The organism is Pseudomonas sp. R3-18-08 (assembly GCF_003852065.1).
In the GTDB taxonomy this organism is placed as follows: Bacteria; Pseudomonadota; Gammaproteobacteria; order Pseudomonadales; family Pseudomonadaceae; genus Aquipseudomonas.
Window position 1 is genome coordinate 555,584 of the sequence record NZ_CP027729.1, and the last position, 13,242, is coordinate 568,825.

Below are 13,242 nucleotides of genomic sequence, written 5' to 3' on the forward strand. Positions count from 1 at the left end.
GGGGGATTTGGATTTTTCCCACATGATCTGTAGGAAGGGTCTGGCGCAAGGGGTTGGGCCTTGTAACCTTGCCTACAGCTACGCCAGAATCCGCCGGCTTGTGCGTCTGGATGGGCATCTCTAAGGTTTGCCGGTCGCTGAATGTTCAGTGATCGGGTTTAGTAGCCCGTGGTGAGACGTACGGTAAATCGTCGGTCAGGACTCTCCTGAATTTGATGGTGGCTGTACGGAGGGCGCTTTCGGGCGCGCCGGTTGAGTCTCCCCGGTCTACTAACCTGCGTACAGCTGCCACCCTCCGTTTAGTAGCGGGTTGGTTGCGGCTTCTACCCGGAGACGATTCATGGTTAACCTCTATACCGTTACACCCAACCTGCCCACCGAAACCCTCGTGCTCAACAGCTACGAAACCTTCGCCTCAGTCCGCACCTTATTGCTCAATCTATCCAACGACCTTACCGGTGAACACCGCGATGTGGCCTTGGCTATCCATCAATTGAGTGAGCTTGGCGTCATGCTGGTCAGCCAAATGATGGACCGCCAAGCCCCGCTGACCCAAGGCTAAAACGCGGTCAAAATGTGGGAGGGGGCTTGCTCCCGATGGCGGTGTGTCAGTCCTGAACTTGGCAACTGATCCACTGCTATCGGGGGCAAGCCCCCTCCCACATGGTTTGGTGTAGTTCTGATGGGCCGGTTACACGCCTTGGCTGCGCAACCAACTCATCAACTGTGGCAACGGAAACGCCCCACTCTGGCGCGCTACTTCGCGGCCATTCTTGAACAGAATCAAACTGGGAATCGAGCGAATCCCCAGCTGCGCCGACAACTGCTGATTGGCCTCGCTGTCCAACTTGGCCAGCCGGCACTTGCCTTCCAACTGCCCGGCCGCCTGCTCGAACACCGGCGCAAACGACTTGCACGGCCCGCACCAATCCGCCCACACATCCACCAGCAACGGCAGATCGCCCTTGATCTGGCTGGCGTAGTCGCCTTGTTTCAATTCAAAGGGTTTGCTCAACAACACAGGCTGCTTGCAGCGCCCACATTTCGGCGCATCGCCCAGGCGTTCGCCGGGGATGCGGTTGAGGCCGTTGCAATGTGGACAAGGGATTACGAGAGGTTCGGACATCGGAGGCTCCTGGGGACTGGCCAATAGGTTGTATGTGGTGCTGGAGCGGAGATTTATCAAGGCTGGGTGCAGAGTCTCATTCGCTCACAGTTTTACCCGCGCTGCGGTGAGTCGTCTGTCTAGGCTTCCTGGTGTGCGCCACCGGTCTGTTTGCGGCTATAGCAAATTGCGATAGTTCGAATTCAGGTTTAACCTCCATAGCAAGATGCGATAAGGACGTTGCATGCGAGTCATCAGTGAAAGCAGGATCTGGGAAGCAAAGGGAAAATGGCCGCGCTCGGCAACAGCGTTGGATCAGTGGTATCGCGTGATCAAACGCAACGCCCCCAAGGACTTCGCCGCAATGAAAACCATGTTTCCTGCCACGGACAAGGTAGGTGAATTTCATGTGTTTGATATTGGCGGTAACAAGCTGAGGTTGATTGCATCGGTGCAGTATCGAATGCAGCGCGTTTACATCAAGCACCTGCTTGACCATCGCGATTATGAGAAGGACAAATGGAAGGAAAAAATCAGATGAGCGCACTTATGCGAGTGGCGGCAGAGCACTGGCAGTTCGTTTCGCCTGTGCTGCGCAAGCCGGAAAACGAGGCAGACTACGACGCACTGGTGTGCGGTTTGGATGAACTATTGAGCCTGGTGGGTGAAGATGAGGACAGCCCGCTGATGAGCCTGGTCGACATTCTGAGCGACTGGATCGAAGCCTACGACCGTGAACATCGTCCAATGCCAGTGGCCAGCGGTGTCGATGTGCTGCGCTACATGATGCGCGAGCACAATCTCACTCAGAGCGACCTTCCGGGGGTTGGGGCGCAATCAGTCGTCTCGGAAATATTGAGCGGGAAACGCCAGCTCAACGTGCGCCAGATTCGTTGGCTGGCCGAGCGTTTCGGGGTGTCTGTGGAGACCTTTATCTAAGCGGTCAAGACGAACAACTAATCTCCAAATGCTTGCCCCAATCCGGCGGCCGCTGTGCGTACTGTTCCACTCCCGCTTGTTCCTCAAACGGCTTGGTCAGCACCTCATGCAGCCGTCGCACTTCGCTGTAATCGCCTGACTCGGCGGCGGCGATAGCGTTTTGAGCGAGGTAATTGCGCAGGATGTAAAGCGGGTTCACGGCGTGCATGCGCTCACGGCGCTTTACCTCGCTGTCGTCCCCGTCTCGGGTAACACGGGCCTTGTACAACTCGGCCCAGGCATCGAAACCGGCCAGGTCGACAAAGTCATCGCGTAGCCGCGTGACTGCCAAGGCTGCCGACTCATCGCCAAGACGTCGGAAAAACAGCGTGTAATCCACGCCGCTGTTCTGCATCAGCTTGAGCAAGCGTTCTACCAGCTGCTGGTCGTCGTCTTCGGCGGTCGTCAGGCCCAACCGGCGACGCATCAGGTCCAGGTAGTGCGCTTGATACAGCGGCAGGTACAGGCCAAGGGCTTCTTTGAGGGCGTCAACGCTGATAAACGGCGTCAGCGCCTGGGCCAGCGCGCTGAGGTTCCACTGCCCGATCGGCACCTGATTGCTGAAGGAATAACGCCCCTCATGATCGGAATGGTTGCAGATGAAGTGCGCATCGAAATCATCCAGAAACGCAAACGGCCCGAAGTCGAAGGTGATGCCCAGAATCGACATGTTGTCGGTGTTCATCACGCCATGGCAGAAGCCATACGCCTGCCATTTGGCGATCATCTCGGCATTGCGTTCGACGACTTCACGGAACATCGCCAGGTAAGGTTCCGGTTGTTCGCGGCACTCGGGAAAGTGCAGGTTCAAGACGTGTTCAGCCAGCTGGGCCTGCTGCTCGGCCTGCTTGGTGTAATAGAAATATTCGAAATGCCCGAAGCGGATATGGCTGGGTGCCAGGCGCAACACCATCGCCCCGCGTTCCTGTTTTTCACGCCATACCGGTGTACTGGAGCCGATCACGCACAAGGCGCGACTGCTGGGGATGCCCAATGCATGGAGGGCTTCGGAGGCGAGGAACTCACGGATCGAGGAGCGCAATACCGCACGCCCGTCGCCCATCCGCGAGTAGGGCGTCATGCCGGCGCCCTTGAGGTGCAGGTCCCAATGTTCGCCGGCCTGGTTATACACCTCGCCCAGCAGCAACCCTCGGCCATCACCCAGTTGCGGGGTGTAGCCGCCGAACTGGTGCCCGGAATAGACCATCGCCCGCGGTTCCGCTTCGGCCCATAGCTTGTGGCCACCGAACAGTTCGGCAAACACGGGCGTTTCGGCCACGGCCGGGTCAAGGTCGAGCAGGGCCATGGCGGCGTTGCTTGCCACCACCAGGCGCGGCTCGTCGAGGGGCTCGGGCAGAACGTGGGTTGAGAACGCATCGCCCAGGCGTGCGAAGCGGTTGTCGAAGGTCAGTTCGTCGAGGGCTTTCACCGGCCATCTCCAGCAGGATGCCCCCAACGTTTTGCTGGGGGTAAATTCGTTAGTCGAGTTTGCTCGGCGGTGGTTCAGGCGCGTCTGCGACTTTTCCGGCGGGCGGCTCGGGGGTGTCCTGCTCGGGCGCGACGATGGTCTTGCGCTCGTCTTCCACCGGGACCAGTTTGTATTCCTGGCCTTGCATGTTTTTCAGATACACCTCCATCTGCCTGAACGAGATGTTGATGTGCTGTTTCTTGAACTCACGGTTGATAAAGCGGTTGACCTCGTCCAGCACAGGGTTGCGGTCGCCCAGGTCGCGCACATGCATGCGCAGCTCGTGGTCGAGGGTGCTTTCGCCGAAGTTGAGGAAATACACGTGGGGCTCGGGCTCTTTGAGTACCCGTGGGTTTTCCTTTGCGGCCTTGAGTAACAATTCCTTCACCAGATCCAGGTCGGAGCCGTAGTCCACGCCCAGTTTCAAGGTGACGCGAGTGATGGTGTCGGTCAGCGACCAGTTGATCAGTTGCCCGGTAATGAAGGTCTTGTTCGGGACAATGATGTCCTTGTTGTCGAAATCGGTGATGGTGGTGGCGCGAATGCGGATCTTGCTCACCGTGCCCGACAGGTTGCCGATGGTGATGGTGTCGCCGATGCGCACGGGGCGTTCGAACAGGATCATGATGCCGGAGATGAAGTTGGCGAAGATTTCCTGCATGCCGAAGCCCAGGCCGACCGACAGCGCGGCCACCAACCATTGCAACTTGTCCCAGCTCACGCCCAGGGTGGACAAGGTGGAGACAAAACCTACGCCGGCAATCACATAGGACAGCAGCGTCGTGGTGGCATACGCGCTGCCTTGTGCGAGCTCCAGTTTGGACAGCACCAATACTTCGAGTAGACCGGGCAGGTTGCGTGCCAGGGCGAAGGTGATACCGATGATGATCAGCGCGCCGAGCATGTCGCCGATGCTGATCGGCACCATGCTGATATTCGAGCCGGTGCCGCTGGTGTATTCGTACAGCGTGACGTTATCGAGGTAGGAAAATACCGAGATCAGGTCCGACCAGACCCAGTACAGGGCTGCGATAAAGCCCCGAGCAAGGCCAGGCGGATCAGGCGCAAGGATTGTTCGTTGACCTTTTCGATGTCCAGGGTGGGCTCTTCCACCACCGCTTCGCCTTCACCGGCTTCCTTGGCGGCCTGACGTTTGGCCAGGGCGCGGGCATACGCCAGGCGTCGGGCGGCAACGCTCAGCCAGCGCACGAAGGTGGCTTCGATTACCAGCCAGAACATCAGCAGGTACAGGGTGTTGATCAAGCGGTCGCTGAGTTTCAGTGCGGTGTAGTAGTAGCCAAAGCACACGGCAATAAACAATGCGACGGGCAGGGCGGTGAAGACCAGCCCGATCGTCTTGCGAAACAGCGAGGCTTTTTCATGGGTGGGGCTGTTCAGCAGCAGGCGGCTGAGCAACCACGCCATCAGCGCGTAGCAGGTGAGTACCACGGCGATGCCCAGCACGTCTTCGGCGAGTGCCGCCGGTTGGTGTTCGGCGATGGCCACCACGGCCACCAGGGCCAGTACCACCAGCCCGAGCTTGCGTACCCAACCTTGCAGGAATTCCACCTGGGGCTTTTCCCAGCGAAAGTGCAGCTCGGCCACGCCGCCGGGCGCCAGGATGCGGTAAGCGGTGTAGAACACCAGCCACGCCTGGGCGATCTGCAACAAAGCCGAGCCCAGGTTGGCGTTCTGCCCACGGGCGTCGATCTGCAACGCATAGCCGCACAGCGCCAGGCCGAGGGACACCGGCATCGCCAGCAGGATATTGATCAGGATCGCCTGGGGCGTGTGCCACTGGCTGTCGCGCTTGAAGTGACCGATGTCCAGGTGAACTTTGTTGAGGCGCTGATACAGCGCCTTGCGCCGCCACAGCAGCGCGCCGATCAACAGCAGCAGCGGCAGGAACAGCCACGGGCGCTGGGTCAGGCCGTCATACAGTTCGCTGACGCTGGAGGCCCAGGGCAGGGTGGTGACTTGCTTGCTCAGGTGCGCCGGTACGGTTTCCAGCCACTCGGTGTCCAGCGGCTTGTTGCTCGGGATCCAGAACATCTGTTCATCGAGCGTGGCGCGCAGGGTGGTGGCGGTGCTCAACAGTTGTTTCTGGTTCAGTTGCAGGGTGATGGATTCGTTGAGCAGTGCGCTCAATTCACGGCTCAGGCGCTCCAGCAGGTCGCTGCGGGTGATTGCCAGTTCCAGCAGGGTGCGACGCAATTGCGGGGTGACGTCGTCCGGCGGCTGGTTGGCCAGCAGGTTATCCACATACGCGCTGGGCGAGCTGATCAGCTCGCGCTGCTGGTTGACCTCGAACTGGTACAGGCGAATGTTGGCGATGTCGTCGGCCAGGTCACGGTCGACGGTCAGGCGTGGCAGCGCCTGTTTCTGCTTGTAGAGGATCTTGGACAGCAGCAGGCTGCCCTTGAGCACGTTGATCTGCTCGTCCAGCGCCGAATCGCTTTGGGTGACGGTGTCCAGTTGCTGCTTGGTCTGCAGGTTTTTCTGGGTCAGGTCGTTGAGGCGGTCGGTGCTCTTGAGCAAGTAGTCGGAGAGCTTCAGGTTGGCCGCGCTTTCCGTGGCCAGCAGGCTGCTGCCGCCGGCTTTCTGTGCTTCGATGGACTGTTGGGTCACCGTCTGCTGGGACTGGGCCAGGCGTTTCTGGTTGATCAGGGTTTGCAGGTCCTGGATTTCCTGCTCCAGGCGCGCGGTTTTTTCCTGGATCAGGTCGTGCTGGCTGTTGCCCAGGTCTTGCAACTGGCTGTTGCCGGCCAGTTCCTGGCGGCGCAGGGGGATCAGCGCATTCAGGGCGGCGAGTTCGGCGTTGAGCTGGTTGCGCTGGTCGGCGCTAAGGGCTTTGCCGTTGTCTTTGCCGGTCTTGAGGGTCGCATTGATCTGCTGGATGCGCGTCTGGCTGCTGCTGATTTCGGTTTGGGCGCGCTCGGGGCGGGTTTGGGCGGCGATGGTCAGACTATTGGCGTCGGCAAGCTCTTTTTGCAGATCACCTTGCTGGGTGGTGCGTTGCACCAGCAATTGTTCAAGCTGCGGCACGGGCAGGCTGGCGTAGCGTTGGGCCACCGGGATGATTCTGGTGGCCTTGAGCCGAGTCAGCTCGCGCTGGTTGTCCGTCGTCTGGCGCGGGGCATCTTCCAGCTGGCGCTTCAGATCTGCCAGGCGCTGCTCGTACTCCTGCTTGTTAGCCAGGAACGTCAGGGTCTGTTGCAGGATGCTCTGCAACGCCTTCATGTCGGCGTCGGGCAGCTTGCGGTCGGGCAGTTTGTCCAGGGTTTGCTGGACGGCGTCGGCGCTGGGTGGGTCGGCCGCGTGAACGGTGCCAACACAAAGAGTCAGGCCCAGCAGGGCAGTGGCGAGAAAAGTGCGCAGGGTTGGCATAGAGACCGGTCGAGCTAGATGAAGAATCGGGGCGTGTGGCCCCGCAGTTTAGAGGAAGAGCCCGGGGCCCGGGCGACTTCCTTCGGGGAATCTGACGCCGACTTTGCCAATCTTGTTCCCGTCCATGACCGCGACGGTCCAGATGGTGTTGTTCCACTCCACCTGGTCGCCCACCACCGGCGCGCCGCCGACTTTCTGGGTGATGAAGCGGCTCAACGGCATGTCCGGGTCGATACCTTCGAGCTTGAGCCCGTACAGCGCCGACACCGCGCCGAGCTGGGCGTCGCCTTCGAGTACGAAGTCGCCGAAGAAGCGCAGGTCGAGGCCGCGTTGCGGGGCCTGGCTGAACAGTTTGCCCAGGGCCGGCAGGTTGTGTTCATGGCCGATGACGCAGAGCAAATCATCGACTTCCAGCACCGTACTACCCGACGGATGGAGCAGTTGCTGGCCACGGAATAGCGCCGCGATCCGCGTGCCCTCGGGCATTTTCAACTCGCGCAGGGCGGCGCCGATGCACCATTTCTCTGCGCCCAGGCGGTAGACGAACAGCTCCCACTCGCTGGTGACATGCACTTCCAGGGCCGCGCGGGAAATCGGCGCCGGGTCTGGCGGTACGGTGACTTTCAGCAACTTGGCCACCCACGGCAGGCTGGTGCCCTGCACCAGCAGCGACACCAGCACGATAAAGAACGCCAGGTTGAAGTACAGCTGGGCATGGGGCAGGCCGGCCATCAGCGGGAACACCGCAAGGATGATCGGCACCGCGCCGCGCAGGCCGACCCAGGCGATAAAGGCTTTTTCCCGGCCGTGGAACGCCTTGAAAGGCAACAGGCCGACCATCACCGACAGCGGCCGTGCAAACAGGATCATCCACAGCGCCAGGCCCAGTGCCGGCAGGGCGATCGGCAGCAAGTCATGGGGCGTGACCAGCAGGCCCAGCACCAGGAACATGCCGATCTGCGCCAGCCAGGCCATGCCGTCGAGCATATGCAGGATGCCATGACGGCTGCGCACTGGACGGTTGCCGATCACCAGGCCGCACAGGTACACGGCGAGAAAGCCGCTGCCGTGCAAGGCGTTGGTCAGCGCGAAGACGAACAGGCCGCCGGCGATCACCAGGATCGGGTACAGGCCGGTGGCCAGGTTGATGCGGTTGACCATCTGCAGCATCAGCCAGCCGCCGCCCAGGCCGACCAGGCCGCCGATGCCGAACTCGCGGATCAGGTGGGTCAGCAGGCTCCAATGCAGGCCGGTCTGGCCGCTGGCGAGCATGTCGATCAGGGTCACGGTGAGGAACACCGCCATCGGGTCGTTGCTGCCGGATTCGATTTCCAGGCTGGCGGTCACCCGTTCGTTCAAGCCCTTGCCGCCCAGCAGCGAGAACACGGCTGCGGCGTCCGTGGAACCAACAATGGCGCCGATCAGCAAGCCCTGCACGATGTTTAGGTCGAACAGCCAGGCCGCGGCCATGCCGGTGAGGCCGGTGGTGATCAACACGCCCACCGTGGCCAGGGACAACGCAGGCCAGAGTGCCACGCGGAAACTCGCCACCCGCGTGCGCAAACCGCCGTCGAGCAGGATCACGGCCAGCGCCAGGTTGCCCACCAGGTAGGCGGTCGGGTAGTTATCGAAGATGATGCCGCCGCCATCGACGCCGGCGATCATGCCCACGGCCAGGATGATCACCAGGATCGGGATGCCCAGGCGCGACGACAGAGAACTCACCAGAATGCTCGCACTCACCAGCAACGCGCCGATCAAGAACAGGCTGTTGATGGTCGTCGCATTCAAAGGCAGTACTCCAGAGCAGGGAAAGACAGGGCGCAAACTGACCATGCAGTCTGCGTGCCAGGGATTCTAACCTGTTGAATTGCTGCGCTGTCAAAAGATCGTTCCCACGCTCTGCGTGGGAACGCCTCATTGGACGCTGCGCGTCCGCTCTTGACGTCGTGACGCAAAGCGTCACCTGAGGCATTCCCACGCGGAGCGTGGGAACGATCAAAGCCCCCCCACATTTTTACAGGCGGAAGCGGCCAACCATCCCGTTCAAATCCACCGCCAGGCGCGACAGCTCGCTGCTCGCCGCGCTGGTCTGGCTGGCGCCTGTCGCCGATTGCACCGACAGATCGCGGATATTCACCAGGTTACGGTCGACTTCCCGCGCGACCTGCGCCTGTTCTTCCGCTGCACTGGCGATCACCAGGTTGCGCTCGTTGATCTCGACAATTGCCGTGTTGATGGTGTCCAGCGACATTCCTGCGCCCTTGGCGATGTTCAGCGTGGATTCGGCGCGCTCAGTGCTGTTGCGCATCGAATCCACCGCATGCTCGGTGCCGGCCTGGATGCTGCCGATCATGCGCTCGATCTCGCTGGTGGACTGCTGGGTACGATGGGCCAGTGCCCGGACCTCGTCCGCCACTACCGCAAAACCACGCCCGGCCTCACCGGCCCGCGCCGCTTCGATGGCCGCGTTGAGGGCCAGCAGGTTGGTCTGGTCGGCCAGGCCACGGATTACATCCAGCACTTTGCCGATATCGCGGGATTCATTGGCCAACTCACCGATCAAGGTCGCGGTGGCTTGCACGTCGCCGCTCATGCGCTCGATGGCGCTGACGGTTTCCTGCACCAGGTCACGGCCATCACCGGCCGAGGTGGTGGCGTTGCGCGAGGCTTCGGAGGTGCTCACGGCATTGCGCGCGACTTCCTCGACCGCGCTGGTCATTTCGTTCACCGCGGTGGCGGCCTGTTCGATCTCATTGTTCTGCTGGGTCAGGCCACGCGCGCTTTCGTCGGTGACGGCGTTGAGCTCTTCGGCGGCCGACGCCAGTTGCGTGGCGGAGCCGGCGATGCGTTGCAGGGTGTCGCGCAGTTTGTCCTGCATCTTGGCCATGGCGGCGAGCAGGCGGCCGGCCTCATCGTTGCCGTCGACTTTGATCGGGCGCGTGAGGTTGCCTTCGGCCACTTCTTCGGCCGCTTCCAGCGCTTGGGAAATCGGCACGGTGATGCTGCGAGTCAACAGCCAGGCGAACAACAGGGTCAGCGCGGTGGCGACCACCAGCAGGCCCACGACCATGTTGAAGGCCAGGTCGTACTGGTCTTCGGCCTGCTGGTTGGTGGCCAGGGCCATGCTGTTGTTGATTTCCAGCAGGCGGCCGAGCACCGCATTGACCTGCTCGGAGTTGCTCAGCAGTTCGGTGTTGAGCAGGGCGCGCAATTCGTCGACCTGGTTGGCCCGTGACAGGCTTTTCATGCGCTCTTCGATCTGATGGTACTGGGCCAGCAATCGCACGTATTCATCGTAGGTCGCGCGTTCTTCGCGGCTCTCGATCAGCTTTTCATACACGCCCTGGGCGGTGCGGATCTGCTGGTTGCGCACGTCGAAGGCTTCCAGGGTTTTCTGCTGTACCTCCGGCTCGCGGTTGGTGAGCAAGCGGTACGACAATACGCGCAGGCGCAAGGTCAGCTGAGTGAATTCGTCGAGGGCGCGGATGCTTGGCACGCTGGACAGGGTGATGTCTTCGGTGGCAGCACGGATCTTGCTCATCTGGTTCAGGGCGAACACGCCGAGAAACAACATCAACGCGCCGATAAACGCGAAGCCGAGGAAAGCCCTCGGGGCGATATTCATATTACGGAGAGACATGCTGGAATCCTGGGGAGAAGCGCGATCCGTGCGGCCATGAGACGGGGTGTACATCGCGTATCGGCCCTGCGACTAAAGTCTTAAGGGGGCGCGCGCTTTTGTCGCAGCTGACCAGGGGTTGTACGGATTCAGGAACCAGATCGGGTAATTACAGTCACTAAGGCTCGAAAGCGCGGCCCGGCCCTTGAGCATCGGGCTGCGCGCCGGGGATAACCCTGGCATCCGAGGTGAATTTTCTTTATCGTCACCGCCCTTTTAAAAAGCCCGAGAAATCAAAATGTTAGAAACATCCCTCAGCCAACTGGAACAACTGGTCAACGACCTGGTACAGCAGAACCAGGACCTGCTGAGCAGCAACGAATCCCTCAAGGCGCAGTTGGCCCAGTCCAAGGACGAAAACGACAGCCTGCAACTGAACCTGATGGAACAGGAAGAAAAGCATGGCGCCACCGCTGCCCGCATCCAGGCACTGGTTGAGCGTGTGAGCGCAGGGCCTGTCAGCGCATGAATGAAGGGATAAAGGTCGTTTCGATTCTCGGTGAGGATTACTCGATCAAGGCGCCGGCCGGGGAAGACCAAACCCTGATGCACGCCGTGACCATGCTCAAGGCTTCCCTGGCCACGACCAAAAAAAAGTACCCGACCCTCATTGGTGACAAATTATTGGTATTGGCCGCGCTGAACCTGTGCGCCGAGCAGATCGAAATGCAGCAGGCTCACCAACAGGAACTCGACCGTTACCAAGAGCAAGTCAGCGCCACGGTCGAGGTGATTTCCAAGGCGATCCAGCCTTAGAACCACGCATCCTGCATCCCCAGGCACGTATCGTCGCGTGCCTCCAGAATCGCCAGTTCATGATGGCAGCTTGGTACTTCCCAGGTCAGGAAGTACCGGGCGGCCTGGAGCTTGCCTTTATAGAAGGCCACATCGGCCGCATTGCCCTTGGCCAGCCCTTCTTCGGCGCGAATTGCCTGTTCCAGCCAGCGCCAGCCAATTACCGTGTGCCCGAACACTTTCAGGTACAGCGCCGAGTTCGCCAGGCTGCTGTTGACCTTGCCCTGGGCGAGATCGCTCAGCAGGCCGAGGGTCACGCGTTGCAGGCGGTTGACCAATTGCTCCAGCGGTTCCCTCAGTGCGGTGAGCGATGGGTATGGCTGCGCTCGAGCACCTGTCTCGGCGATCAGTCGAATCAATTGCTTGAGCCCGGCACCGCCGTTCTGCGCCAACTTACGCCCAAGCAGGTCCAGGGACTGGATGCCATGGGTGCCTTCGTGGATCGGATTCAGGCGGTTATCGCGGTAGTACTGCTCGACCGGGTACTCGCGGGTATAGCCATGGCCGCCGAGAATCTGAATCGCCAGTTCGTTGGCCTTGAGGCAGAACTCCGACGGCCAGGATTTGACGATGGGGGTCAGCAGGTCCAGCAACTCGTGGGCTTGTTTGCGTTCGGTTTCGCTTGGCAGGGTGGTGGTGTCGTCGAACAGGCGTGCGGCGTACAGGCCCAGGTCGAAGGCGCCTTCCACGTAGGCTTTTTGGGTCAGCAGCATACGTTTGATATCGGCGTGCTGGATGATCGACACCGGTGCGGTGCTCGGGTCTTTGCTGTCCGGCAGGCGGCCTTGCGGACGTTCGCGGGCGTACTCCAACGAGTAGAGATAGCCCGCGTAACCGAGCATCACCGCGCCCATGCCGACGCCGATCCGTGCCTCGTTCATCATCTGGAACATGCAACTCAGGCCCTGGTGCGGTTTGCCGACCAGATAGCCGACACAGTTGCCGTTATCGCCAAAATTGAGTGCTGTGGACGTCGTGCCGCGCCAGCCCATCTTGTGAAACAGCCCGGCCAGCAGTACATCGTTGCGCTCGCCCAGGCTGCCGTCAGCGTTGACCAGGAATTTGGGCACGATAAACAACGAAATGCCCTTCACCCCGGCCGGTGCATCGGGCAGCTTGGCCAGCACCATATGCACGATGTTTTCCGACAGCGGATGGTCGCCGCCGGAGATGAAGATCTTGTTGCCCTTCAGCCGATAGCTGCCGTCAGCCGCAGGCTCCGCGCGGGTACGAATATCCGACAGGGATGAACCAGCGTGCGGCTCGGTCAAGGCCATGGTGCCGAAGAAGCGGCCTTCGATCATAGGTTGCAGGAAGCGCTGTTTCTGCTCCTCGGTGCCGAAACTTTCGATCAGGTTGGCGGCGCCCATGGTCAGGAACGGGTAGGACGTAGAGGCCGCGTTGGCGGATTGGAAGTGAGCGAAGCAGGCCTGGGACAGCAGGGTCGGCAACTGCATGCCGCCGGCTTCGAAGCTGCGGGCGGCATTGAGGAAACCGGCTTCCAGGAAGGCATCTACCGCCGGTTTCACTTCCGGAATCAGAATCGCCTTACCGTCTTCGTAACGCGGTTCGTTTTCATCGTTCTTGCGGTTGTGAGGCGCGAAGTACTTTTCGGCAATGTTGCGCGCTGTGCTGATGGCGGCGTCGAAGGTTTCGCGATTGTGCTCGGCAAACCGCTCGCGCTGGGTCAGGCCCTCGGCATCGAGGACTTCATATAGCTCGAAAGCCAGATTGCGGGAACTGAGCAGCGTCTCGGACATGGCGGCTTACCTTTTAAGGAATTGCCGTGAGTCTAAGTGTGCGAATAGAGGCTGGATAGCAAGATTG

10 protein-coding genes and 2 pseudogenes are annotated in these 13,242 nt (G+C 60.8%); 5 read left to right on the forward strand and 7 right to left on the reverse strand.

Annotated features, from left to right (window positions below; genetic code table 11):
* Positions 1 to 340 precede the first annotated feature (340 nt).
* The gene (locus C4J92_RS02495; RefSeq protein ID WP_124402845.1) at positions 341 to 562 is read left to right on the forward strand and encodes a DUF6124 family protein; all 222 of its coding nucleotides are present in this window, start codon (positions 341 to 343) and stop codon (positions 560 to 562) included.
* A gap of 129 nt (positions 563 to 691) precedes the next feature.
* Here C4J92_RS02495 and trxC read toward each other — a convergent pair whose 3' ends face one another.
* A complete protein-coding gene (gene trxC / locus C4J92_RS02500; RefSeq protein WP_124402846.1) occupies positions 692 to 1,126 on the reverse strand; it encodes a thioredoxin TrxC in 435 nt (144 codons plus the stop codon).
* A gap of 223 nt (positions 1,127 to 1,349) precedes the next feature.
* Between trxC and C4J92_RS02505 the strand changes: the two genes are divergently transcribed.
* Both C4J92_RS02505 and C4J92_RS02510 read left to right on the forward strand, forming a co-directional pair.
* Positions 1,350 to 1,646: a type II toxin-antitoxin system HigB family toxin gene (locus tag C4J92_RS02505; RefSeq protein WP_124369336.1), complete on the forward strand. Its 297-nt coding sequence runs from the start codon at positions 1,350 to 1,352 to the stop codon at positions 1,644 to 1,646.
* Positions 1,643 to 2,044 carry a type II toxin-antitoxin system HigA family antitoxin gene (locus tag C4J92_RS02510; protein ID WP_034125602.1) on the forward strand — a complete coding sequence of 134 codons (402 nt, stop codon included), beginning with the start codon at positions 1,643 to 1,645 and terminating at the stop codon, positions 2,042 to 2,044. The genes C4J92_RS02505 and C4J92_RS02510 overlap by 4 nt, the downstream gene beginning before the upstream one ends.
* A 4-nt stretch (positions 2,045 to 2,048) precedes the next feature.
* On the opposite strand, the gene selO is transcribed toward C4J92_RS02510, so the two are convergent.
* The 5 genes and pseudogenes from selO to C4J92_RS27400 form a co-directional block, all read right to left on the reverse strand.
* Positions 2,049 to 3,512, reverse strand: a complete 1,464-nt coding sequence (selO, locus tag C4J92_RS02515) for a protein adenylyltransferase SelO (RefSeq protein ID WP_124402847.1) — start codon at positions 3,510 to 3,512, stop codon at positions 2,049 to 2,051.
* Positions 3,513 to 3,561: 49 nt separating this feature from the next.
* Positions 3,562 to 6,938, reverse strand: a pseudogene (mscK, locus tag C4J92_RS02520) (mechanosensitive channel MscK).
* Between the two features lie 48 nt (positions 6,939 to 6,986).
* Positions 6,987 to 8,729, reverse strand: coding sequence for a potassium/proton antiporter (locus tag C4J92_RS02525; RefSeq protein WP_124365567.1), 1,743 nt, complete (start codon positions 8,727 to 8,729; stop codon positions 6,987 to 6,989).
* Between the two features lie 226 nt (positions 8,730 to 8,955).
* Positions 8,956 to 9,828: a methyl-accepting chemotaxis protein gene (locus tag C4J92_RS27395; protein WP_371850830.1), complete on the reverse strand. Its 873-nt coding sequence runs from the start codon at positions 9,826 to 9,828 to the stop codon at positions 8,956 to 8,958.
* Positions 9,811 to 10,635, reverse strand: a pseudogene (locus C4J92_RS27400) (MCP four helix bundle domain-containing protein); the annotation flags it as partial. The gene C4J92_RS27395 and the pseudogene C4J92_RS27400, both read right to left, overlap by 18 nt.
* 223 nt (positions 10,636 to 10,858) lie before the next feature.
* Here C4J92_RS27400 and C4J92_RS02535 point away from each other — a divergent pair.
* Together C4J92_RS02535 and C4J92_RS02540 are read left to right on the forward strand one after the other, a co-directional pair.
* On the forward strand, positions 10,859 to 11,089 hold the full coding sequence (locus tag C4J92_RS02535; protein WP_124402849.1) for a hypothetical protein: 231 nt from the start codon (positions 10,859 to 10,861) through the stop codon (positions 11,087 to 11,089).
* Positions 11,086 to 11,376, forward strand: coding sequence for a cell division protein ZapA (locus C4J92_RS02540; RefSeq protein WP_057724383.1), 291 nt, complete (start codon positions 11,086 to 11,088; stop codon positions 11,374 to 11,376). Before C4J92_RS02535 ends, C4J92_RS02540 begins: the two co-directional genes overlap by 4 nt.
* On the opposite strand, the gene C4J92_RS02545 is transcribed toward C4J92_RS02540, so the two are convergent.
* A complete protein-coding gene (locus C4J92_RS02545; protein WP_124402850.1) occupies positions 11,373 to 13,175 on the reverse strand; it encodes an acyl-CoA dehydrogenase in 1,803 nt (600 codons plus the stop codon). The genes C4J92_RS02540 and C4J92_RS02545 overlap by 4 nt on opposite strands.
* Positions 13,176 to 13,242: the final 67 nt, after the last annotated feature.

Excerpts from the sequence above, each read along its gene's own strand:
- C4J92_RS02495 (WP_124402845.1), top strand. The coding sequence starts at position 341 with ATGGTTAACCTCTATACCGTTACACCCAACCTGCCCACCGAAACCCTC.
- trxC (WP_124402846.1), bottom strand. The coding sequence starts at position 1,126 with ATGTCCGAACCTCTCGTAATCCCTTGTCCACATTGCAACGGCCTCAAC.
- C4J92_RS02505 (WP_124369336.1), top strand. The coding sequence starts at position 1,350 with ATGCGAGTCATCAGTGAAAGCAGGATCTGGGAAGCAAAGGGAAAATGG.
- C4J92_RS02510 (WP_034125602.1), top strand. The coding sequence starts at position 1,643 with ATGAGCGCACTTATGCGAGTGGCGGCAGAGCACTGGCAGTTCGTTTCG.
- C4J92_RS27395 (WP_371850830.1), bottom strand. The coding sequence starts at position 9,828 with ATGGCCAAGATGCAGGACAAACTGCGCGACACCCTGCAACGCATCGCC.
- C4J92_RS02535 (WP_124402849.1), top strand. The coding sequence starts at position 10,859 with ATGTTAGAAACATCCCTCAGCCAACTGGAACAACTGGTCAACGACCTG.
- C4J92_RS02540 (WP_057724383.1), top strand. The coding sequence starts at position 11,086 with ATGAATGAAGGGATAAAGGTCGTTTCGATTCTCGGTGAGGATTACTCG.
- C4J92_RS02545 (WP_124402850.1), bottom strand. The coding sequence starts at position 13,175 with ATGTCCGAGACGCTGCTCAGTTCCCGCAATCTGGCTTTCGAGCTATAT.